The 21,861-nt window shown below is 34.4% G+C and carries 23 protein-coding genes; 4 read left to right on the top strand and 19 right to left on the bottom strand.

Going from position 1 to position 21,861, the window contains the following annotated elements; genetic code table 11:
- Window positions 1-61 precede the first annotated feature (61 nt).
- Window positions 62-991 (top strand): aspartate carbamoyltransferase catalytic subunit, encoded by a 930-nt coding sequence (locus Q0Q99_RS10390; protein WP_293895368.1) that lies wholly within the window; start codon window positions 62-64, stop codon window positions 989-991.
- A 32-nt stretch (window positions 992-1,023) separates the two neighbouring features.
- Here the strand turns inward: Q0Q99_RS10390 and Q0Q99_RS10385 are convergent, their stop codons facing one another.
- The 3 genes from Q0Q99_RS10385 to Q0Q99_RS10375 form a co-directional block, all read right to left on the bottom strand.
- Complete coding sequence (locus tag Q0Q99_RS10385; protein WP_293895429.1) at window positions 1,024-2,847, bottom strand: DUF349 domain-containing protein; 1,824 nt, start codon at window positions 2,845-2,847, stop codon at window positions 1,024-1,026.
- An 858-nt stretch (window positions 2,848-3,705) separates the two neighbouring features.
- Entirely contained in the window at window positions 3,706-4,806 is a 1,101-nt protein-coding gene (locus tag Q0Q99_RS10380; protein ID WP_293895365.1) for an endonuclease, read from the bottom strand.
- A gap of 8 nt (window positions 4,807-4,814) precedes the next feature.
- Window positions 4,815-6,035, bottom strand: a complete 1,221-nt coding sequence (locus Q0Q99_RS10375) for a methyltransferase domain-containing protein (protein ID WP_293895362.1) — start codon at window positions 6,033-6,035, stop codon at window positions 4,815-4,817.
- 121 nt (window positions 6,036-6,156) lie between these two features.
- Between Q0Q99_RS10375 and Q0Q99_RS10370 the strand changes: the two genes are divergently transcribed.
- Window positions 6,157-7,332: a T9SS type A sorting domain-containing protein gene (locus Q0Q99_RS10370; protein WP_293895359.1), complete on the top strand. Its 1,176-nt coding sequence runs from the start codon at window positions 6,157-6,159 to the stop codon at window positions 7,330-7,332.
- A gap of 3 nt (window positions 7,333-7,335) precedes the next feature.
- Here Q0Q99_RS10370 and Q0Q99_RS10365 read toward each other — a convergent pair whose 3' ends face one another.
- The 6 genes from Q0Q99_RS10365 to Q0Q99_RS10340 all read right to left on the bottom strand — a co-directional run bounded on the left by Q0Q99_RS10365 (window position 7,336) and on the right by Q0Q99_RS10340 (window position 13,555).
- On the bottom strand, window positions 7,336-9,306 hold the full coding sequence (locus Q0Q99_RS10365; RefSeq protein WP_293895356.1) for a KUP/HAK/KT family potassium transporter: 1,971 nt from the start codon (window positions 9,304-9,306) through the stop codon (window positions 7,336-7,338).
- A 202-nt stretch (window positions 9,307-9,508) separates the two neighbouring features.
- Window positions 9,509-10,696 (bottom strand): hypothetical protein, encoded by a 1,188-nt coding sequence (locus Q0Q99_RS10360; protein ID WP_293895354.1) that lies wholly within the window; start codon window positions 10,694-10,696, stop codon window positions 9,509-9,511.
- Between the two features lie 238 nt (window positions 10,697-10,934).
- Complete coding sequence (locus tag Q0Q99_RS10355; protein ID WP_293895351.1) at window positions 10,935-11,396, bottom strand: sensor of ECF-type sigma factor; 462 nt, start codon at window positions 11,394-11,396, stop codon at window positions 10,935-10,937.
- A gap of 4 nt (window positions 11,397-11,400) precedes the next feature.
- Complete coding sequence (locus Q0Q99_RS10350; RefSeq protein ID WP_293895348.1) at window positions 11,401-11,817, bottom strand: hypothetical protein; 417 nt, start codon at window positions 11,815-11,817, stop codon at window positions 11,401-11,403.
- A gap of 30 nt (window positions 11,818-11,847) precedes the next feature.
- Entirely contained in the window at window positions 11,848-12,390 is a 543-nt protein-coding gene (locus tag Q0Q99_RS10345; RefSeq protein ID WP_293895345.1) for a sigma-70 family RNA polymerase sigma factor, read from the bottom strand.
- 58 nt (window positions 12,391-12,448) lie between these two features.
- The gene (locus Q0Q99_RS10340; protein WP_293895342.1) at window positions 12,449-13,555 is read right to left on the bottom strand and encodes an SRPBCC family protein; all 1,107 of its coding nucleotides are present in this window, start codon (window positions 13,553-13,555) and stop codon (window positions 12,449-12,451) included.
- 85 nt (window positions 13,556-13,640) lie between these two features.
- Between Q0Q99_RS10340 and Q0Q99_RS10335 the strand changes: the two genes are divergently transcribed.
- Window positions 13,641-15,248, top strand: a complete 1,608-nt coding sequence (locus Q0Q99_RS10335; RefSeq protein WP_293895339.1) for a class I SAM-dependent methyltransferase — start codon at window positions 13,641-13,643, stop codon at window positions 15,246-15,248.
- 34 nt (window positions 15,249-15,282) lie between these two features.
- Here the strand turns inward: Q0Q99_RS10335 and Q0Q99_RS10330 are convergent, their stop codons facing one another.
- The gene (locus Q0Q99_RS10330) at window positions 15,283-15,471 is read right to left on the bottom strand and encodes a hypothetical protein (protein WP_293895336.1); all 189 of its coding nucleotides are present in this window, start codon (window positions 15,469-15,471) and stop codon (window positions 15,283-15,285) included.
- 78 nt (window positions 15,472-15,549) lie between these two features.
- Here Q0Q99_RS10330 and Q0Q99_RS10325 point away from each other — a divergent pair, with 78 nt between their 5' ends.
- Complete coding sequence (locus Q0Q99_RS10325; RefSeq protein WP_293895333.1) at window positions 15,550-15,933, top strand: nucleoside triphosphate pyrophosphohydrolase family protein; 384 nt, start codon at window positions 15,550-15,552, stop codon at window positions 15,931-15,933.
- Window positions 15,934-15,954: 21 nt separating this feature from the next.
- Here Q0Q99_RS10325 and Q0Q99_RS10320 read toward each other — a convergent pair whose 3' ends face one another.
- The 9 genes from Q0Q99_RS10320 to Q0Q99_RS10280 all read right to left on the bottom strand — a co-directional run.
- Window positions 15,955-16,686, bottom strand: coding sequence for a ZIP family metal transporter (locus Q0Q99_RS10320; protein ID WP_293895330.1), 732 nt, complete (start codon window positions 16,684-16,686; stop codon window positions 15,955-15,957).
- Window positions 16,687-16,856: 170 nt separating this feature from the next.
- Window positions 16,857-17,078: a hypothetical protein gene (locus Q0Q99_RS10315; protein WP_293895327.1), complete on the bottom strand. Its 222-nt coding sequence runs from the start codon at window positions 17,076-17,078 to the stop codon at window positions 16,857-16,859.
- Window positions 17,079-17,263: 185 nt separating this feature from the next.
- Window positions 17,264-17,689, bottom strand: a complete 426-nt coding sequence (locus Q0Q99_RS10310; protein WP_293895324.1) for a PIN domain-containing protein — start codon at window positions 17,687-17,689, stop codon at window positions 17,264-17,266.
- A gap of 3 nt (window positions 17,690-17,692) precedes the next feature.
- Window positions 17,693-17,941, bottom strand: coding sequence for a DUF6364 family protein (locus tag Q0Q99_RS10305; RefSeq protein ID WP_293895322.1), 249 nt, complete (start codon window positions 17,939-17,941; stop codon window positions 17,693-17,695).
- A gap of 284 nt (window positions 17,942-18,225) precedes the next feature.
- The gene (locus tag Q0Q99_RS10300; RefSeq protein WP_293895319.1) at window positions 18,226-18,594 is read right to left on the bottom strand and encodes a hypothetical protein; all 369 of its coding nucleotides are present in this window, start codon (window positions 18,592-18,594) and stop codon (window positions 18,226-18,228) included.
- A 34-nt stretch (window positions 18,595-18,628) separates the two neighbouring features.
- Window positions 18,629-19,660, bottom strand: a complete 1,032-nt coding sequence (locus tag Q0Q99_RS10295) for a hypothetical protein (protein ID WP_293895316.1) — start codon at window positions 19,658-19,660, stop codon at window positions 18,629-18,631.
- A gap of 203 nt (window positions 19,661-19,863) precedes the next feature.
- Window positions 19,864-20,529: a hypothetical protein gene (locus Q0Q99_RS10290; protein WP_293895313.1), complete on the bottom strand. Its 666-nt coding sequence runs from the start codon at window positions 20,527-20,529 to the stop codon at window positions 19,864-19,866.
- 106 nt (window positions 20,530-20,635) lie between these two features.
- A complete protein-coding gene (locus Q0Q99_RS10285; protein WP_293895310.1) occupies window positions 20,636-20,821 on the bottom strand; it encodes a hypothetical protein in 186 nt (61 codons plus the stop codon).
- Between the two features lie 22 nt (window positions 20,822-20,843).
- On the bottom strand, window positions 20,844-21,861 hold a 1,018-nt coding region (locus Q0Q99_RS10280), incomplete at its 5' end, for an HpaII family restriction endonuclease (RefSeq protein WP_293895307.1).

Here is a 21,861-nt window from a genome sequence, read left to right as displayed (position 1 = left end):
AAGATGCAAGAAGAAAGAGAATAAGAACATAGAATATAGAGTAAATTCAATTCAATAAATAATGTCGGAACTATCAGTCAACCATTTATTAGGGATAAAATATCTTAAGAAACAGGATATCGATTTGATATTTGAAACGGCTGACCATTTCAAGGAAGTTATCAATCGACCTATAAAGAAGGTGCCTTCGCTGCGGGACATTACCATTGCCAACATCTTTTTTGAGAATAGTACACGAACGAAACTTTCTTTTGAGTTGGCGCAAAAACGCCTTTCTGCTGATGTAATTAGTTTTTCAACAGCGCAGTCTTCAGTAAAAAAAGGAGAAACGCTGATTGATACTGTAAACAATATCCTTTCGATGAAGGTTGATATGGTTGTTATGCGGCATGCAAATCCCGGTGCGGCTTATTTCCTTTCGCAACATGTAAAGGCAAGTATCATCAACGCAGGAGACGGAGCACACGAACATCCAACACAAGCGTTATTGGACAGTTATTCAATCAAAGAAAGATTGGGCGAAGTAGGAGGCACGAAGGTGGTCATTGTGGGTGATATTCTGCACTCGCGTGTAGCCTTATCAAATATCTATGCACTGCAAATGCAAGGTGCTGAAGTAAAAGTGTGTGGCCCAAAAACTTTGATTCCGAAACACATTGAAAGCCTTGGTGTAACCGTTGAGCCAAACCTGCGAAAAGCACTTGAGTGGTGCGATGTGGCGAATATGCTTCGTGTGCAAAACGAACGGATGGATGTGAATTATTTTCCGTCAACACGTGAATATACACAACAATACGGTGTGGATAAACAGCTGTTGGATTCCTTATCCAAAGAAATTGTTATTATGCATCCTGGACCAATAAACCGTGGAGTAGAAATTACTTCAGATGTTGCTGACTCTAAACAATCTGTTATTTTGGAGCAAGTGGAAAACGGTGTTGCCATACGTATGGCTGTGATTTATCTTTTGGCTTCTAAAATACAACGATAAAAAAACCTCTCGTTATTGAGAGGTTTTTTGTTTTATTCTGATTTGATACTTCTAAGTTGTTTTAGCTTTTCTTTCCAAGTGGCTAATTCTTCTTTTTGTTTCTCGATATTAACCATTACTTCTTTTACCATCGGATTATCAGCCTTCGCTCTCCCAAAGAACTGAATGTTATTCTCCAATTGGAAAAGATTGCTTTGTACTTCTTCAATTTTGCGCATGATAAATACTTTCTCGTTGTCTAATTTTCTGGTATTATCAGCACCTGAAAGATTATCTATTCGATTAGCATAACGTACCAATTCATTATCTTTTTTGCTTGAGCTTAATTTTTCGAACAAGGCATCAAGGATTTTATTGAACTTCCCTTCGATGTGTCGGCGTGCAAAAGGCACTTTTCCAAAACTTTTCCAGGTTTCGATGTGTGCTTTTATGGCATCAAGGTCGGCTTTGTGTTCACCAATAAGATCAAATGATTTTATAGTTTCCAGATAGGCTTTCTTCTTTTCAAATGCTTCGACTTCCTCGGCATTTAATTCTGTTTTCTGCTCTTTAAGCTTTTCAAAGTATTCGTTACACGCAGCCCTAAAATCAGCCCAAAGTTTCTCAGAGAATTTTCTTGGCACGTGGCCAATAGTTTTCCACTCTTCCTGAATTTGCTTGAACATTGGTGTTGTGGCAGCAAAATCGGTATTGACTTTCAGTTCATGTGCTTTGGCAACTAATGCCTGCTTTTTAGAAAGGTTATCGTTTTGGTCTTTTTTAATGTCTTTATAGAAAGAGTTTTTCAAAACATTGAAACTTCTAACCGCATTCTTGAATTCAGTCCAGGTTTGGTCTGTTACCTCTGGTGGTACTTTTCCAGCGCCAAAGAACTGATTGCGCAGCGCTTCTACTTTTTCAACCTGACCCGACCACGCGCCATGTGAGTTTACTTTTTCCTGAGCTAACACTTCAATTTGGGCAATGATTTCTTTTTTCTTGGCCAGATTTTCAGTTTCCCCTTCGCGAAGTTTTTCAAATAAACTTTCGCGTTTGTCGTGCATTTGTTTAGTTAATTCGCTGAATCTGTTCCAAATTTCCTCGCGGCTATCTCTTGAAACAGGACCAATATCCTCTTTCCAGATACGGTGTAAATCCTGCAATTCACGGAACGCTTTGTTGATATCTTCCTCATTTACCAATTCCTCAACACGCTCAATAATTTTAAGTTTTTGAACCAAGTTGTGCTTAAAATCCAAATCGCGGATTTCCCTGTCAAGGTGAAGTACATCATAGAAATTCTCTAAATGGAAGTGATAATTGTTCCATACGTGATTGTATCTGTCTTTCGGAATTGGACCGGCAACTTTCCATCGGTCACGGATGTCGTTAAACTTCTTTAAGGTAACGGGAATGCTATCCTGACTGTGGATTAGGTTTTTCAATTCGTCTACAATAGCCAGCCTATTTTCTAAATTCGCTTTTAGATTGTTTTGTAAACTTTGAAAATGATTGTTTTTTTTGTCTCTGTATTGAGAGTATAATTGGTCAAATTTTGCCTTTAAAGGAAAGTGACAGTGAAAATCTTCGTTAGTATCCGGATTTTCAGCATTGAATTCTTCTTTCTTTTCGTCAATAAATTGATGGTATTTTGATAGGAATGATTTTTTTATTTCTTCGACATGGTCTTTAACCGACATGAGTTTTTCGACTATAACTAATTGACCTAGTTCTTCAACCAATTGCTCCATTGAAAGCGTATCATAATCCAGCATTGGAATATCGTGACGTTCCTTCAAGGTTTCGTCTTCACTTTCCTCTGCGTTTACTTCTTCGATAGCACTAATTACGGATTGCTCATCGCTGTCAAAAGCCATAGTGTGATCGGCAACCTGTTCATCAGTCAATTCGATAATGGTATCGCTCGAATTTTCTACTTCAGTTACACTTTTTGATTTAGCAACAGTTTTGACTTTAGGCTTCACTGTTTCTTTAACAAGCGCTTCTTTTTCAGCAGCTACTTCAATTTCGTCTTCTGTAAGCTCTTCAGTTAAAACCGCTACTTTTTCTTGTGCAGTAACTTCTGTTTGCTCCGCTGGTTCGCTAACGATCGGCTCTGCAACAGGTTCTTCAACCTCATCAACAGCAACTTCAGCCTCAACATCTGCAGCAGGTTCTTCAACTTCATCAACCGAGACCTCAACCTCAACCTCTGCAACAGTTTCTTCAACTTCATCAACAGCGATTTCAACTTCAGCCTCAACATCTGCAACAGGTTCCTCAACTTCATCAACAGTAACTTCAGTTTGCTCTGGCAGTTCGCTGACGCTTGAGTCTCCTTCTGCGATAGCTTCCTCAGCTTCTGCAACAGGAAGTTCAGTTTGCTCCACCATTTCGCTAACGCTCATGTCGGGAGTTGCTTCTTTTTCTTCTTGATTTTCAACAAGAATCTCTTCATTTTCAGATGTCATCACTTCTTGTGATTCATCGGCTACGTTTCCATCTGCATCATGCAGGTTATCATTCTTTTCTTCTAACATTTTGTAAAATGTTTTAAGGGTTACACATTTGAGGGCGAAAGATACTAAAAAAGATGCTAATGACGTATCAAAATTCGAAGTAAATCCACAATTTATAAGGGATTTCGAGAGCGACCGGATTCAATTTTCTATTAAAACAAAAAAAACGCTGTCGAATTTCAACAGCGTTTTACTATATACATTGAAGTTGTAAATCTAGTTTATCAATACTTTTTTGGTAATCGAATTCGTTTCAGAATATAACTTTAAAAAATAAAATCCTTTAGGCAAATTGCTAATTGTGTAGGTGTTACTTTCCATAATAGGATTCTTTATTTGCTGTAAAATTTGTCCGTTTATTGTAATGATATCAATTTCCTCAAGAGAAATTGTTGTAGAAATATTGACAACATTTGAAGAAGGATTAGGATAAACAGCAATAGCATTTTCTAAATCAAATGTCGGTACAGCCAGAAAAATAGTTGGCCATCTATTTTGAGCTACCTGTCCGCCCCAAATTACCGTTGCCAGATAAGGATTGTCGATAAAAGGATTTCTATTTCCTTGTCCGTATGTGTTTGAAGCATTTCCTAAATATGTATTTCGATTGTCTTCAAACTGAGAAACAGGATCTTCTGCATTCCATTGTAAAAATAAATCAATCATATTAGCATCAGATGCTACCGGTGTTCCAACACCAACAGTTGTTGGAAGGCACTGATCACCATATCTCAAGTACATATACATCATCATACGCGCAATATCTCCTTTCCATTCATCGCCCGGATACCAGTTTAGCCCTGATTCAAAAGAGTTTCCTGAGCCATTAAAAAATTTGTCATTGTCTCTGTCGGCATTTCTTTTTTTGTCCGCCGCCCTTAAATGATGTAAATCAGCACCTGGCCCGATTGTGCCCAAATCAGGATTTCCTAGCGCCTTTGGAAAGGTATGCTCTCTGTTATAGAGACAAGGTGAGGAAGTTCCGTCGTCCTGCATGCTTGCATCTCTTCTTCTGTGGTCCTTGTCATCACTGGAAGCTGCCGGACATAAATTGCTGCTAAAGCCGTAGACCAATAAAACATTGGTGTTGCTAGCATCTGCAGGATCCAAATCCAAAATAGCAAGTGCGTTGTCTGTTTGAGAATAGACTAATTGGTGTGTATGTGTATTTATTATTTTTGTAGCCAATGCATTTTTTAAATTGGCTCCCGTTAAATTCCAATTAAAACCATTGTAATAAGGAGAGGCAGGTGCACCATTTTGCGAAAAAGCCATGGCGATGTTTAATAATAATAAAAGAGTAGGTATTTTTTTCATTTGTATTTTTATATTTCTTTTTTTCGTTCTAATAATGCCATATAAAATCCATCAAAGCCAGTTTCTTGCGCGAGGATTTTTGTTTCCTTAACAAAGGTAAATGATTTTCCAATTTCGGTTGTTAAAAAACGTTTAATTTGTTCCTGATTCTCAGAGGGTAAGATGGAGCAGGTTGCATACACCAATTTACCGCCCGGTTTCACAATCTTGGAATAATTTTCTAAGACTTCGGCCTGTACTTTTTTAATGTTATCAATAAATTCAGGTTGCAGTTTCCACTTGGCATCGGGATTTCTTTTTAAAACCCCTAAACCGCTGCACGGCGCGTCAATTAATACCCTGTCTGCTTTTTCGTGTAGTTTTTTAATTACTTTGGTCGTGTCAATTATTCTGTATTCTATATTGAAGGCACCGTTTCTTTTGGCTCTTAATTTCAATTGTTTGAGTTTGCTTTCATACAAATCCATGGCAATTAATTGTCCTTTATTTTGCATTAAGGAAGCCATGTGTAATGTTTTTCCACCGGCACCGGCACAAGTATCAACAACTCTCATTCCCGGTTGAACGTCTAAGAAAGCGGCTACTAATTGAGAAGAGGCATCCTGTACTTCAAACATTCCTTCCTTGAAAGCATCGGTTAAAAAAACATTTGCTCTTTCTTTCAGAACCAATGCATCTGGTTGGTCTTTCAGAAATTCGGTTTCAATGTTTAAATCCATCAAAAGCGAATGAAGATTTTCTTTTGTGGTTTTTAAGGTATTTACGCGAAGAATGACTTTTGCCGGTTGGTTTTGCGCAGCAATTTCTTTTGTCCAAAGCGCTTCTCCCAATTCCTTAATTCCCAATTCATCCATCCAATCCGGAATAGATTCGCGCATTTTTCTGATTTTAGAAAGTTCGTCAAATCTTCCTTTTATTTTTCGTTCCGGAGTTCCTTCAAGTTGTTTCCAATCAGGAATCGGATAGCCTCGTAATACAGCCCAAACGGCAAACATTCTCCATAAATCGTCGCGGTTGAAAGGCTCTTTTACTTCGGCAATTTCGGCATATAATCTTTTCCAACGAACGACTTCATAGATAGTTTCTGCAACAAATTTTCGGTCGGAACTTCCCCAACGTTTGTCTTTTTTCAATGCACGGGCAACTACTTTATCAGCGTATTCTCCTTCGTTGAAGATAGCATTTAAAGAGTCAATCGTGGTGTAAACTAAATTTCGATGTAATCGCATAATGTAAAAAAATAAGCGCGCAAAGATATTGCTTTTTTATTAGCCTGACTTAAATTTAACTAGCTAAAAATTGAATAGATTCTTTATTCTTTATATTTGATATTTTAAAGACAATCTTCAAATGAAATCAATTAAATTCAAAATTACGCTGATATTACTATTTGCAATGATTCTAGGTTTTTCGCAACCCTTTCAAATAGGACATACCACTATTAATTTTACAGATTTCTCAAGAAGCAATAGGGTTATAGCAACGGAAGTATACTATCCGTCAGATGTTGCCGGGGACAATGTTGCTATGACAACATCAACTACTGTTACTTTTCCGGTTTTGAGTTTTGGTCACGGATTTGTAATGACTTGGGATGCTTATCAAAACTATTGGAGTTTTTTGGTACCTAATGGCTATATTATGGTTTTTCCAAAGTCTGAAGGTTCATTTTCTCCATCGCATCTTGATTTTGGAAAAGATTTATCTTTTGTATTGGAGCAAATGACAGTTTTAGGAAACAATCCTTCGTCCATCTTTTATAACAGAATAAGTACTATGAATGCTGTTATGGGGCATAGTATGGGTGGCGGAGCTTCTTTTTTAGCAGCTCAATTAAATTCAAATATTAAAACATTAGTAAACTTTGCACCAGCGGAAACAACACCTTCCGCCATTCAGGCAGCAGCTTCTATTGCAATTCCTTCTTTAGTATTTTCTGGGGTAAATGATTGTGTTACGCCTCCAAATACAAATCAAATTCCAATGTATAATGGATTAGCGAGTCCTTGTAAAACACTAATTAATATTATTGGCGGAAGTCATTGCCAAATGGCCAATAGTAGTTTTTTTTGTGGAGTTGGTGAATCATCCTGTTCGCCCCAGCCAACAATAACGAGAACGGTTCAACAAAATATCATTAATTCTTATATTTTACCTTGGTTAGATTTTCAATTGAAGGGGAATTGTTTACAAGGAAATGCTTTTGACACTCAAATAGCAGTGGATAATTCCATCACATTTCAGAAAAATTGTATTCAATGTAATCCTTTGGATATAGATAATTTGGGAGTCAAACCGCTGATAAAAATTTTCCCAAATCCTGCAATGGATTTTATTAACGTATCAGGAGTTTTAGGAATTAAGTATGAAATTAAAATTTATGACATTTCTGCTAAACTCATTTTAACAAAAGAATTTACTACAGAAACTACATTAGAAACGTCACATTTGGCGAAAGGAATTTATACTTATTCCATTCAAAATACAGATAAAATAAGTAGTAATGGAAAATTTTGTAAAGAGTAAAATTTAAGTAATCCTTCTCATTTCAAATTTCTCCGGAGCATGAAGAACCATTGGGAACTGTTCCACTTTTACAGAACTGCTATCCAAACCAAATCCTTTTTCTTCGGATAAACTTAGTTTTTTGAGAATAAAATAACTATTCATTACTATTTTTTCGAAGAAGGTCAAATCGCTGTCATTAGATAGAAATTTCTCTGAAAGTACAAATTTGAAATCACCGATAATATTATTTTTGTTCAAAGATTCATAGCGGCTGGTAACGTCAACTTCGCCGTTTTGAACCATATCTCTAATTACCTCTTTAAACATCAGATTAATTTTGGTAGGTTCCCTAAAGCCCAAATTGAAATCTATTCGGTACAAATCATCCTTAACAATTTCATTAACTCGATATTCTCTTTTGTACGGCTCACTTAAAATATTTACATGTACAAACCAATACATATCAGCTCGCTTTGGTCTTTTTTGCAGTATTGAATACATGACTTTTTCCTCAATTTCATCTGTACGGGCAGAGTTGGTCATATAAATTAAATGCGTGGCGTATTTTGGAATGGACAAGTCAACGCTCAATTCGGCAAGCACTTTTTTATAGCTATCAATTTTGACAATTTTGGTATATGTCTTGCTGATTTTTTTGGCCATAAACCACACAGTCATAATGCCTATCAATACGCAGGCTATGATTAAAGTTACATAGCCGCCATGAGGGAATTTGTCTAGGTTGGCGATTAGGAAACTAATTTCTATGCCTAAATACAGAGTAATTATAGCACCAATAATGACCCATGAAATCCTTTTCATAATCAGATAATAGTTCAGTAGAATTGTGGTCATAATCATGCAAAGTACAATTGCCAAACCGTAGGCAGCTTCCATATTTCCTGATTCCCGAAAGTGAAGTACAATTCCAACACATCCAAAAAACAAAAGCCAATTAATGGATGGGATGTATAATTGTCCTTTTAAATCGGTTGGGTATTTGATTTTTACTTTTGGCCAAAAGTTTAATCTCATTGCTTCATTAATAAGGGTAAATGAACCACTAATTAACGCCTGAGAGGCAATCACGGCCGCCATTGTAGCGATGACAATCCCTATTGGCTGAAACCAGCTGTCCATCATTAAATAAAATGGGTTGGCATTGGAATTATTTCCGCTTAAATGATATAAGGTATCTCCTTCGTGCTTAATCAGGTAAGCACCTTGTCCAAAATAATTCAGGACCAAAGTTGTTTTTACAAAAATCCAGCTGATTCTTATGTTTTTTCTACCGCAGTGTCCCATGTCAGAATAAAGAGCTTCCGCACCTGTAGTACAAAGAAAAACGAATCCTAACACATAAAATCCATCAGGATGTATTTTTAATAGATGGTAAGCATAATAAGGGTTTAAGGCATTAAAAACTTGAAGATTGGAGCTTATTTGAATTACGCCAAGAATACCAAGCATACTGAACCAAATTAGCATCATAGGGGCAAAAAATTTACCAACTAATTTAGTCCCAAATTGTTGTATGGTAAATAAAACAAATAGAATTCCAATTACTATTGGAACGGTGTTAATGTTTGGATAAAACGTTCTGATTCCTTCTACAGCAGACGCTACAGAAATGGGCGGTGTAATAATTCCGTCAGCCAAAAGCGCACTTCCTCCAATTATAGCAGGAACAATCAGCCATTGAATTTTGGTTCTTTTTACTAGAGCATATAAGGCAAAAATTCCACCTTCGCCATGATTGTCTGCACTTAAAGTGATGATAACATACTTTATCGTGGTTTGTAGTGTTAATGTCCAAAATATACATGACAATCCTCCTAGTATAATATCTTCGTTGATAACATAATGTAATCCAATTATGGCTTTCATCACATAGAGAGGCGAAGTTCCAATATCGCCATAAATAATTCCTAAAGTAATAAGTAATCCTGCAACACTAAGTTTGCTATGAAGTTGATTATTATGAGCACTCATAAAAAGTTGTTAAAAACGGTTACAAATGTACTATAATTTTAAAATCAAATGTTTTATTCAGGGTTAATTTTGGTATTAAAAATAAAATAAGCACCACTTTTCTGGTGGTGCTTATCAGTTAACAATCTAAACTATAAAACTTATTTAATTTCTTCTTTTCCATTACCGTTCACTCTTGAGGGTTCCTTCATTTCTTTGAGAATTACCTTTTTGATGAAAATTCTCTCGGACTTAAATTTCTTTGCGGTTCCGCACTTCTCTGATTTCCATACGTTCTTGGAGCTTCCGAATTACCTGTGTTTCCATAATTTCTTGGTGTTTCACTACTTCTTGTATTTCCATAGGTTCGTGAGGGTTGACTTCTAATGCCATAAGTCCTAGGAGTTGATTCTGTTCTGGAATCATTTTGAATTACACTTCTAGGGGTTTCCTGAACTCTTGTATTTATATATGTTCTGGGTATTGATTCGGTTCTGGAATCATTTGGAGTAGTTGTACTTCTTGGTGACTCCTGACTTGTACTCGGAGCTGTTTCGTTTGTTGAATTATCTTGGGTTCTCAAACCTCTTGTAGAAACTGCGATATTCGAATTATTTCGAAATCCACTAGCAACTACTTGGCTTCCTGTATTTACGGTTTGTGTTCTTCTGCTATTTTCCAATTCATACCTGTTTACATAACCAGTATTTCTATTAGAAAAAGAGCGAGTTGGATATTGTCTTTCATAAGCATTTCCTCTTCTTCCACTGTAATAATTGTTATAGGCAACACTACATCTTCTGTAATCTACATAGTTATAATGATGACTATAGTTAATATAAGAACCTATATGATTATGGTAAGTATAGACAGGAAATGGTGACCAGGCAACATAAAAACCAGGATAGTATCCCCAATCCCATGAAGAATAATATGGATGATAGTTACCACCCCAGAAAGAGGTATAAATTACTGGTGCGTAAGCATAAACTGGCTCATAAATATAGTTGTTACCATACATATAAACATCACCTACAACCTGTACCTGAACTTTATTGTATCGATCTCGTTCTACTTCAACCGTGGCAATATCCTGATAATTATCCCTGCCAAGAACGGATTGGATAACAATCAGATGAACATTTCCTTCAACTGTTTCAATAACACGTAAATAATCAACCCGATTGTCACCATTCAAGTCTAAGTTTGAAATTTGAGAATTTGGATCGTTCAATCTTCTTTCAAAATCTGTTAAGTCTCGCGAATCACCAAAAATTGAAGCAACGGCTCGCAAATCAAGATTGTCGCTAATCTCAGAATTGTTTGCGGTAACCGTAGTCCTGCCCTGAGCAAAGACACTTGACAAACCAAATAAAGACATCATTGCCAAGAATAACATTTTCGTTTTCATAATATTAGAAATTTAATATTGAATATTTTTTTTGGGGAAATGCCCAATTACTATGCCACAATTTTATTTTAGGGATTGTATTATTCTGCCGATAAGGGTAATCCGTGGAAACAATTTTAGCTGACAAAACGGTTATACGATTCGTTTCCATAATGAAAACCGCGCTTTTTCTGCAGAAAAAGGTAAAATAATCAGAATTGAATTCAAAAAATAAGAGAGCCAAATGCTCTCTTTTAATTTATCCTCCTCGTTTTTTATCCCTATATTGCTGCAATAGTTTTCGGTTGAAATTTTCTTCTGCTTTTTTGAGTTTCAGAATTTTTATCGGTGAGATGACACCTTTTAAACTGGCCACAAATTTCTTTTTCAACTGATATAATTCGTCTTCGGTATTTTCCATTTGATTCAATAAAGTTGATGCCTCCTTATCTGATAATTTATTGAAAGACTCATCATCCATTCTGTCCAAATACCCTTTTAATCTTTGCTGCCTAATTTCTTGTTGTTTGTCTTCAAAGGCATTGAACAAGGGCCAAAATCTTGCAGCTTCATCCGGTGTCAAAGACAATTCGTTTGTTATAAAAGCCACTTTCAGTGCTTTAATCTGCTCTTTCTTTTTACGCATAAACGGTCCGTCTTGGGCAATAGCATTTATCGAAATGAAAGCTATGAGTAGTGGAAGTATTTTTGTGATTTTCATGATATTAGTTTATTATGTATTGTTCTAAATTTGAGTTTGAGTTTAAAGCGTCTTCGATAGCAGCGTCATCAATATTGTAATCCAGTTTCATCTTATCTACATCTTCCTGTTCCAATAAATCAACAATTTGTTCTTCAGAAATGTTTGATTGGTTTGCAATATAATTTTCTAAAGTGGCCGAATCAATATCTTCCTGTTGACTGGAATATTTAGTAAATAATGGAATACACAGCATTAGAATTAGAACTGCCGCTGCAACAAAATACCAAGTCTTTTTAAAACTAAAAATCGAAATGACTTTTGGTTCCTCTTTTGAAGGCAGTTGTGCCAAAACTTTGTCTGATAATGTATCAAAATAGCCATCAGGGGTTGTAAATCCTGGGGTTATTTTAGGTTCATTATCTAGTTTAAAATCTTTCATAGGCGTTTGACGACAGTAATGTTAAATGGTTTAATTGCTTTTTACGAAATCTTCAATTTTCTTGACAGCATGGTGATATGAAGCCTTTAGCGCTCCAACGGAAGTTCCAAGAATCTCCGACATCTCTTCATATTTTATTTCCTCGTAATATTTAAGTTTAAAAACCAATTGTTGTTTTTGGGGTAGGCGCGCGATTGCTTTTTGCAGCTTAATCTGAATTTCATTACCATCAAAATAAGTATCCGCTTTCAGATTATCCACAATTTTGGTTTGCAAAGCTTCGCTGGTTGTACCATTTCGTTTTGCTTTTTGATTGATAAAAGTAATAGCTTCATTGGTCGCAATCCGGTACATCCAGGAAAATAATTTGCTTTCTCCTTTAAAATCTTTTAAATACTGAAAAACTTTGACAAATGTATTTTGTAAAACGTCATCGGCATCATCGTGATTTAAAACAATATTTCGAATGTGATTATATAAAGGTCGTTTGTAATCCAGCAAGAGTTTTTGAAACGCTGTATTCTGCGTTTTTGGATTTAATAATTCCTGAATAAAATCCTTTTCGTCTTGCAAAATGAAAATTTAGCTAATTGGAATAAAGATAGCGAAAAAGGTTTAATCTACAGTAAAATTAAGGTGTTTCCGATGGAGGAATGGTTGTTTCCGGAGGTGTGACATTTGGATTTATCGGGGCAGCGACAGGGTTTGGTAACTCTATTGCTTTTGGAAAAACCGGAATGTAAATCTCTGTAATCCATTTGGAAGGTTGTTTGATATCATCAATGGTTTTTACATAAACTTCCGTATAATTTCCCGCGAAATTTTCTTTTAAACCATTATCGAATATGTATTTTTTAGCTGTTGCCCAAGCTTCTTTACTATGCGAATAATCACCGGTCAAAGTAGTTTTTAAACATGTAAACGCAATGGTTTCTCCAGAAGCCATATCGCTTCCCGGGGAAATAGTAATTTGCTGTCGAACGGGAATACAAACCGAAATGGTGGCAAAATCATTAGCAACATCATATCTGTCATAGTTAACAAATGGTTTTCCCGCAATGGCAATTTTGTTCTTTGTGAAAAAATGCACCATTTGTGCCATCATGATTTTGGTGTTTTTACCAACACTTTTTATATGACATGAAACAGTTTGTTTCAAACAAAAACCTGATGGCCTTTGCACAATCCCATTTACTTTGATGGAGTAGGTTTTCATTTCATAGTTCAGCGTTTTATCAAGATTACGCAGACTTTTTTCATAAACATCTTCCAAAATAGATGTGATGCCTCCTTTGAAAAAGGTTGAGATTTTACTCATCAAATCCATTGTTCCTTTGCTGTGAACCGTAACTTTGGTACCGCCAATCGTGTCCTTAAATTTCCAGGAAACTGTAGCTGTCGTTCCGTTAAAATTGGCTCTTTGGGCAAGGCTATCATTTTCTTTAACAAACACCGTTTTAATATAACCATCATCTGAGCCGTTATCAAAAGAACATTTTGCTCCGGTACCTATTGTTTTTGCATCATAATTAAATTTGACATCCGAATCTTTCTGCATCCAAGAACCAAAAGTTTCCCAGTTTTTATAATCATTTACATAATCAAAAACAGTATTTCTTTGCGTTTTTACAATGCTGCTTTTAGAAACCTCAAAATCTCCTTTTTGAGTGGCTACAAATACTGTAATTCCAACCAGTGCCAAAAGTATAAGCAAGAAGATATATTTTAAAATTCTCATGAAACTATGTTTATAAAGTGTCACAAAGTTAAGAATTTTATAGTACGAATATTTATTATATTTGCTCGCATTGAAATTTAAACTGATGAAAACAAAAAGTGAACTTCGTGGTATTTTATTTAGGCATTTAGACGGAATTGTAACTATTCCTTCAGCCTATTCTTTACACAAAAAAGGTGTTTTAGATTATATATTGCAGCAGCAAAAAGCATCTATTGGTGAGCTTACTGCAAAATTTAATGCTAACGAAGGCTATCTCAATGTGGCGCTTCGGGTTTTGGCCTCGCAAGGTTGGCTTATTCAACATATTGACAACCAAAATAATGAAATAACCTTTACCACAAATGATAAAAGTGAAATTGCCTTTTCATTGATTCCGCTTTATGAGGATGTTTTCAATCTGATGCAGTTTTCAGAGCATTTCCATCCACGAAAATTTGAAGTAGAACCTTTTGAGATGCTTAATGAGTTGTTTTTAAAATACAAATCAAACTTTGGAATTCATTTTTCTGACAATGCCAAAATAAGAGCCATTCAGGAGCAGGTTTTATATCATATCGAAGGAGTTTTAGTGGGGCCAACTATTGTGATGCTTGGGATGACGGGCATGTTTCACAAGTATTTTATGGAAACTTCTTTCCGCCCGGAAGAGTTTCATAAAAAACCTGAATGTTTCAAGGAAATACTCGATTTCCTGACATATTTAGATTGGTTTGTTAAGAAAAGCGACAATTATCAATTCACCGAAACAGGTTTGTTTTATGCAAAAAGAGCCGCCGCTTATGGGGTTACGGTTTCTTATATTCCAACGCTAAGAAAAATGGACGAACTGCTTTTTGGTAATCCTTCTATACTTAGAAATATAGGCGAACATGAAGAGGAATTGCATGTTGATCGGAAAATGAATGTTTGGGGAAGCGGAGGTGCGCATGCCGAATATTTCAAAATTGTAGATCAAATCATCATTGAGTTATTTAACCGGCCAATAGCGGAACAGCCAATAGGAATTCTCGATATGGGTTGTGGTAATGGTGCTTTTCTCGAGCACATGTTTGATGTGATTGAACGCCAAACAGCAAGAGGCAGAATGCTCGATGAGCATCCGTTGTTTTTAGTAGGCGTTGATTATAACGAAGCAGCGATAAAAGTGACGCGTGCCAATTTAATCAAAGCCGACATATGGGCAAAAGTAATTTGGGGTGACATAGGAAGACCACAATTATTAGCCGAAACATTGCAGGAAGATTATAAAATAGATTTAAAGGAACTGCTCAATGTAAGAACCTTTTTAGATCATAACAGAATTTGGGAGACACCAACAGTAAAAACTTCAAACCGAATAAGTTCTTCAACCGGAGCTTTTGCACATCGGGGTAAAAGAATCAGCAATGCGGAAGTGGAAGATAACTTATTGCAACACTTGAAAAAATGGTCTCCGTTTGTAGAAAAATTTGGTTTGTTGTTAATTGAACTTCATACGATTGCTCCCGAATTGACCGCTAATAATCTTGGAACAACTGCAGCCACAGCTTATGATGCCACACATGGTTTTTCCGATCAGTATATTGTAGAGATTGATGTGCTGCACAAGATTGCCGCCGAAGCCGGATTGTTTTCGGATGCTAATGTATTTGCAAAATTCCCAAATTCCGATTTGGCAACGGTAAGTGTTAATCTGTTAAAGGGAAAATAAACTACGTGTTTGTCATTTCCGAAAAGAGAGCAAACTAATGCTTCATTGTTACTTTTATAACAAAAAGCAATGCTATAAAAAGCAAGAAAGCAATCAGAATCTTATAACTTCCTTTATAAACCTTTTGGTGAAGTGCTTTATCTTTTCCATAGGCAAAATAAGCAGCGATTACAAAACAGACAAAAAAGATAGCAGCGAAAGTCCATTGACCAGTTGTGAACATTTATTTCAAATTTTCAACAAATTTACTCAAATGGATTGTAAAGTTGTATTTTGCATCAACATAAAATTTTTATACAAAATGCAAAAACAAATCAACGCAGTAAAAGAATTTCATACTTCATTCGGACTCGGAGTAAGCCATAAAATGGTAGGAGATTTGGGCGAACAAAAAAACATGTTGCGCTTTAACCTGATGAAAGAAGAAAACGAAGAATACCTCGAAGCAGTCCAAAATAATGATTTGATAGAAATAGCCGATGCGCTGGGTGATATGTTATACATCTTATGCGGAACGATTTTGGAACACGGCCTGCAATACAAAATTGAGGAAGTATTTGATGAAATTCAACGCAGCAACATGAGCAAACTTGGCGAAGACGGAAATCCTATTTACCGCGAAGACGGTAAAGTACTCAAAGGGCCAAATTATTTTAAACCAAGTTTTGAGGAGATATTGAGATAGTAGCAGTAGCGGATTGTCAATCTACATTACTATTCCCAAAATTAGGAACAGTAAAAATCCTAAAAAAAAGAACCCACTCATCCAAGGACTTTCCTTTATTTCGTAAGCCTCTGTTAATAGTTCTTCGGTTACTAAATACAAAAGTGCTGCAAGACCAAAAGATAAAATTACTTCCAAAATTTTTGGTGATAAACTACTCAAAAAAGTTGTCCCTAAAACAACGCCAAGTAAGAACAGAATTGCCATTGAAGCCATTGCAATAAAGGATTGCTTTTTAGAAATTCCATCATTTCTTAACGATGCTGTCATTGCCAAACTAAAAATAAAAACTTCAATTGCAAGTCCGATTGATAACAAAATACCTTCTTTTTGTCCTGCAATGAAACCTATACCTAATAAAAGTCCATCAAGAAATTCGTCCACGCCACCTGCAATAAGCATAGCCCAAGGCATTTTTCCTCTTTTCTGTGTTTGTGTTTTTTTGTCTTCAAATTTTTCTGTAAAATATTTTACTAACATCATTGTAAGAACTCCAAGACTAAAACCAATGGTAATATTTATTGGGTCGTGAATTTTAACAATTTGGGGCAATATCTCAACTGCTACAACTGAAATAATTACTCCTGCTGCAAAATGCAAAAGAATATTTCGTAGTTTATCCCCAGGTTCTCGAAAAAGTGCTATCAAGCAACCTACAATTATTCCAAAAGTTGAAATAAGTGCGTACTGTAAAATGTTATAAATATTGTCCATATTCTCTTTTTGGTAGTCGCTCCTGCATTACTGCCAACGTGCCGCGGCTTTGCGCTGTGGCGGCAACTTTCCGCTTTGTTGTAAAGATATGAAAATTCCCGGCTGAGTATTTTCCGGCTAAGGAAAATAAAACCAGCCATAGCGCAAACCGCTGTTAGCGGTTTGGGCGTTTATTTTTTTGAGATTAAAATTCTAATGTCTACAAATAAGTAAACACAAGCAGCCACAATTACTCCAATTCCACGCAATTTATCTTTCAGAGTAATCGGAGAACTTGTTAATGTATTAAATCCAAACCAAATGAGGAATGCACAAAATAAATAAGCAAAAACTCGAACAATGTTTTTTTTTAAGGACGATTCGCTATTTCCTTTTTCTGATAAATTTTGCATTTATTGATATTTTGATCGTTAATTTATTTTTGTCATGTAGCAGGTTTCTTAGCCGGACTGCTAGCGTTTCGAGGCTTTTCGTCAGTTGCGAACTTCGGAACGAATTATTGTCTGTTAAAGATAAAAATTCTTGCGAAACGTGAACGTGAAGTTACGGCAAAATTCGCAATTGCGAGAAACGGCTGTTAGTGGCTGGCACTTTGGATTTTCATATAATTGTCTGGAGTCATTACAGCTAATAAACTATTTTTAAAATCTTTCGTATTTCGGGTTAATATTAGATCAATTTCATTATCTAATTCTGCCGCATAATTTTGCAAAGCATCTTCAAAATCTTTAAAGTCTGAGTTCAAAGCTTGTATTATTGCATCTTTATCAATTACCAATATTTCAGTAATCGAAACTAGCATTTTTAACTTTTCGATTACCTTTTCATGTTTAGCTGTTTGTCTAAGCAGATAGTAAACATTACTTATAATTACTGGTGTAATAAAACCTTTTATTACTTTTGATTCACAAAGAGAAAAAATTTTTGCTGCGTTTTCTGCAAAAGGTTCTCTGTCAAAGAAGAAATCAAGAATTACATCTGTATCAATTAAAATTCTTGTCATTGATTATAAATATTTTTCAGATAAACGATTAGTTAATTCCTTTTTATAATCAAAGTTTTTTGGAGCATTAAAAGAACCTTTTAAAGATTTTACAATAGGAGTAAGCTCAATTTCTTTTTGATTGCTTTCTGTTGTAATCGCTTTTAAATAATTCTCGATTAAATTAGATAAACTTCGTTCTTTATCTTTAGCATATTTTTTTGCTTTTTCAATAACAGTTTGCTCTATTGTTAATGTTAACTTTGTATTCATGACGATTAATTTTTAATTGGAAATATAAGCAAATATATAAAGATAAATTTTCACGTGCAAATATTATTTTAAAAACACGTGTTATTTATTTTTACGGCCCGCTTGCCACTAACGTGCCGCGGCTTCGCGACAGTTGCTATGCCAGCGAACTGATTATTTTCTTTTAAGGATAAATGTTTTTCGTGAACACGTAAAAATAAAACCAGCAATTGCGAGAAACCGCTGTTAGCGGTTCGGCTTTTTATTTATTTCATATTTTATTCCAAACTTAATTGTTAAACATTTCAATAATTTGCTTTAACAGTTACAGTATATTTTGTTGAAGACTGAATTTTAAGAATTAATACTTTTGAACTCCAAAAAAATTCTTTTTTTATACTCTCTCCATTACTTTCTTCATAACAAATGTCTTTTCCGCCTGAACAATATTCAACTTTTACATAAAATACGTTATTCGAAATTCGACGAACAACGGGATTGTCATATTCTTCATCTGCATTATAAAATTCATAATAATCGGCAATTAATTCTAATGCCTTTTCTTCAGAATATTGAACACTATTACTTTTGGTGTTTGTCTTTTTTTTTATGCTTTGAGAATTAGCGATGTTACACGTTAAAGTTAAGGCAATTAGTAAAATTAAATTTTTCATATTTTATATTTCAATTATTATTAATGTTTTGCATTTATTGAATAAATTTAAAATTTATATTTTTATCTTCTGTGAATGTAACCATTATAGTTTTTGTAGAGTTTATATCACTATAATATTTACTTTGATAAACAATTGTATAGGTATACTCACAATCGTTGTCATTTTCGTTTATTAACTTAATTGAATTTTTATCAAAATAGAATCTTGAATTATTACTACTAACTTGATTTTCAAGTGAATATCTAGCTAAATTTTCACTGCATTGTAACCGTACTTTCTTGGGTATATCTTTTTCATTGATTAGAATTGAACTTTCAATTTTTTTAAATTCAATGGTTATTGCATTTAGATTGTTCTCAAAAATTTGTAGTTTATTTGCTTTGGTTTTTATTCTATAAACATTAGTTAATTCCTTTTTTTTACTATCAAAAAAATATATCCCCTTTTCAGTCATTTTCACTAAACTCTTTTTGTCAAAAATACTAGAATATTTCAGCCCATTTTCATTAATTTGAAATGCATCTTCTTTGGTATAAAATTCAGGACTTTCATTATCAATAACTTTGTCGCCCATTTTGTAACCTTTAATTGTATACCAAGTATAATCCTTTATTTGATTAAATAATTTTGAATCATTATTTACTTTACTGTTAAACAAATCAGTCAAATCAGTTATATAATACTCATACTTGTCAAATTTATGGTCTAGTGAAACTAATTTGCTTGTGTAATTATTAACCTTTTCATACTTAAATGGAATTCTTTTGTTTGTTCCATTTATTACGATATATAATGTGTCATTCGATATTTTAAAAGAATCAAATTGACAAGTTTGGTCTTGGTAAATATCAAATATGCTATCGTTTACAGGTTTTAACACATTATTCCAACTTCTCAAACTTGATTTATTTTTGCCATTTAATAAATCAGTGGATTTTGATTTTATAGAGTCAATTACCCAAACTTTATCCATAAATTCACTTTTAAGTTTTGCTTCGTTACTACAACTTCCGAACATTAACATTGCTGTAAAAAATGAGATTAATAGCGTGTTTTTTTTCATTTAGATAATTTATTAGTTTGTAAATTTGAATATTCTACTTTTTCTCCGTCGGTTCTGTAAAATTACACATAACGTTTCGCGGCTTTGCGAGGTTGCGAACTTCGGAACCGAGTTCTTTCGGCTAAGATAGAATATCTTGCGAAAGATAAACTTGAATTTTGCACATAATTCGCAATCTCGCAAAACCGCTGTTAGCGGTTGTTTTATCTTATGTTCCGTTTTATTTCCGTTTTCATTTTTTCAAGTGTTGCATTACTAATTGCATCAGAAAAATGACGATGAATATAAACGTTTTCGTGTTGATTTAATTCGCTTATATTCATTCTGCTTTTGTCTATTTCTGCTAATCTTCTGAATAATCCTGTTTCTCTATTTAAAAATTTAAAATCTTCAAGTAAACCCCAAGCTACAAATATTGTTTTTTCAGAGTCATTTAATAATTTGTCCAATTCGATTAAATGTTTTCTATTTTCTGTGGAAATTAAATATTCTAAAAAGATTTTGTTATACGATTTTGCCATTCCAGTTGTCGGAAATCCAATAAGTTCAACAAATGAAATTTTGCTTGCCAAATTACTTTCTACGTTTAACTTTGAGAAAATTTTATGATAACGTTTTCCATCTCCTTTATAATTAGGCAATAAAAATGGATGATGAATATTGTAAGTTTCCCAAAAAGTTATTCCGTCAGTTAAATATTCAGAAACGTAATTAAACATTTCTTTAGTTTCCACGTCAAATGCCCAATTTGGATCTCGTCCTACAAATAAAATTTGGGCGTCAGAAGGATTTGCTCCTTGATAATTTCTTTTTGAATAAAGTTCATTAAGCAGTTTCGATGGATGCTTTTCGAATATAGATTTTTCCATTTTTCAAATCTCGTTATTTCTTTCAAAGTGTTGATTCTACTACGGTTTTCAAAAATAACCGCTAAGGTCTTGAATCCACCAAATCTGCTTATTTTCTATTGAAAAATTACGCGCTTAAAAACTGCCTGTTAACGTTTTCGGGCTTGGCGAAGGTGGCGATTTTCACCAAAAATGTTGATGCGTAGAACCAACTTTGATTAACCACAAATGTGTATGCGGAGCACTGAACCGCCACTTTTGCCAAACCCGTGTTACAGGCTGGCGTTCTTTCGTTCGTAATGTGTCCGCTCATATTTACCATCGTCTTTCGTTTTTTATTTAAATCTAATTTGTAAGTTTAATTTAAAATAAACTTGTCCATTGTCCTCATATATTTTACCAAAATCGTGTCTTGTGCTACTTGCTGTTTCAAGTTTTGTGTTTGCGAAAAGATAATCTTCAAATTGATTTCTGTTGTAAATGTGGTAACATAAAACATCTCCATTTTCTTTTACAATTAAATAACCACCTGTTGCATCATAAATACCTGTCCAAACTTTGGAAGGTGTCATTCCTAAAGCTACATCAGTCAAGAAGCGTTTTATTTTGTAGTCGTAAAATGTATGTGCAAATTGAGTGTCGTAGTCCAACGGATTTGCTTTATTGATGCTTTCTGTGAGGTCTTTTGTTGAACTTAATGTTGTTGTGAAAAAGGTCTTGATAATTTCGGCTATAATGTTTGGAAGTAAACTGTCAATAAGGACTAAATTATTTTTAAAACAACTGTTTTCAAGAGTCGTAAATTTAAATTTTCCTCCTTGCTTTTTAATTGCTTCGATTCTGTCTTTGATTTTACTCTTGGTGTCAATTTCATTAATATCTTTGACTTCTTTTGGTGTTGGTTTAAAGCCCAAAATTTGATAAATGAAATTGGTAGTTTTACCTGCGTTTAAAATTGTTGAATCATTACCAACTTGAGATTTTATGCTAAAACCTAATTCTGCTGTTTGGTTTATTCGCTGGTCGTGAATAACAATACGAATATCAGTTTTAGAAGTTGATTTTGCTTTTAGTGTTTGACAATTTATTGATGTCATAAACGCCTCAACTTCGGGAATGCCAAACGTTCCTTTTTCTCCCTTTATTTTAGTTAGCAATTTTGAAGCTTGCTCTGTAAATGTCTTTACAGGAATTCTTAACTTTTCCTTTCCTCCTGAGATTATTACTAAATCTCCGTTTATTTCATATTCAAAATGTCCGCCACTTTCGTTGCGAATGATTTTTATGATTGGGTAAAAGAGTTCTTCAACTTTGTTTAAGTCTGCATCTCCTGCAAATAATTGTTTGTCGCCA

Origin of the sequence: Flavobacterium sp. (assembly GCF_025352425.1) — a bacterium.
Classification (GTDB): Bacteria; Bacteroidota; Bacteroidia; order Flavobacteriales; family Flavobacteriaceae; genus Flavobacterium.
This window is presented reverse-complemented; position numbering and strand designations above follow the sequence as displayed.

Coding starts and splice junctions, on each gene's coding strand:
- Q0Q99_RS10310 (WP_293895324.1), bottom strand. CDS start 17,689: ATGACAAGAATTTTAATTGATACAGATGTAATTCTTGATTTCTTCTTT.
- Q0Q99_RS10385 (WP_293895429.1), bottom strand. CDS start 2,847: ATGGCTTTTGACAGCGATGAGCAATCCGTAATTAGTGCTATCGAAGAA.
- Q0Q99_RS10330 (WP_293895336.1), bottom strand. CDS start 15,471: ATGTTCACAACTGGTCAATGGACTTTCGCTGCTATCTTTTTTGTCTGT.
- Q0Q99_RS10360 (WP_293895354.1), bottom strand. CDS start 10,696: ATGAAAACGAAAATGTTATTCTTGGCAATGATGTCTTTATTTGGTTTG.
- Q0Q99_RS10285 (WP_293895310.1), bottom strand. CDS start 20,821: ATGAGCGGACACATTACGAACGAAAGAACGCCAGCCTGTAACACGGGT.
- Q0Q99_RS10375 (WP_293895362.1), bottom strand. CDS start 6,035: ATGCGATTACATCGAAATTTAGTTTACACCACGATTGACTCTTTAAAT.
- Q0Q99_RS10305 (WP_293895322.1), bottom strand. CDS start 17,941: ATGAATACAAAGTTAACATTAACAATAGAGCAAACTGTTATTGAAAAA.
- Q0Q99_RS10365 (WP_293895356.1), bottom strand. CDS start 9,306: ATGAGTGCTCATAATAATCAACTTCATAGCAAACTTAGTGTTGCAGGA.
- Q0Q99_RS10325 (WP_293895333.1), top strand. CDS start 15,550: ATGCAAAAACAAATCAACGCAGTAAAAGAATTTCATACTTCATTCGGA.
- Q0Q99_RS10290 (WP_293895313.1), bottom strand. CDS start 20,529: ATGGAAAAATCTATATTCGAAAAGCATCCATCGAAACTGCTTAATGAA.
- Q0Q99_RS10295 (WP_293895316.1), bottom strand. CDS start 19,660: ATGAAAAAAAACACGCTATTAATCTCATTTTTTACAGCAATGTTAATG.
- Q0Q99_RS10390 (WP_293895368.1), top strand. CDS start 62: ATGTCGGAACTATCAGTCAACCATTTATTAGGGATAAAATATCTTAAG.
- Q0Q99_RS10350 (WP_293895348.1), bottom strand. CDS start 11,817: ATGAAAGATTTTAAACTAGATAATGAACCTAAAATAACCCCAGGATTT.
- Q0Q99_RS10335 (WP_293895339.1), top strand. CDS start 13,641: ATGAAAACAAAAAGTGAACTTCGTGGTATTTTATTTAGGCATTTAGAC.
- Q0Q99_RS10320 (WP_293895330.1), bottom strand. CDS start 16,686: ATGGACAATATTTATAACATTTTACAGTACGCACTTATTTCAACTTTT.
- Q0Q99_RS10340 (WP_293895342.1), bottom strand. CDS start 13,555: ATGAGAATTTTAAAATATATCTTCTTGCTTATACTTTTGGCACTGGTT.
- Q0Q99_RS10300 (WP_293895319.1), bottom strand. CDS start 18,594: ATGAAAAATTTAATTTTACTAATTGCCTTAACTTTAACGTGTAACATC.
- Q0Q99_RS10355 (WP_293895351.1), bottom strand. CDS start 11,396: ATGAAAATCACAAAAATACTTCCACTACTCATAGCTTTCATTTCGATA.
- Q0Q99_RS10370 (WP_293895359.1), top strand. CDS start 6,157: ATGAAATCAATTAAATTCAAAATTACGCTGATATTACTATTTGCAATG.
- Q0Q99_RS10315 (WP_293895327.1), bottom strand. CDS start 17,078: ATGCAAAATTTATCAGAAAAAGGAAATAGCGAATCGTCCTTAAAAAAA.
- Q0Q99_RS10380 (WP_293895365.1), bottom strand. CDS start 4,806: ATGAAAAAAATACCTACTCTTTTATTATTATTAAACATCGCCATGGCT.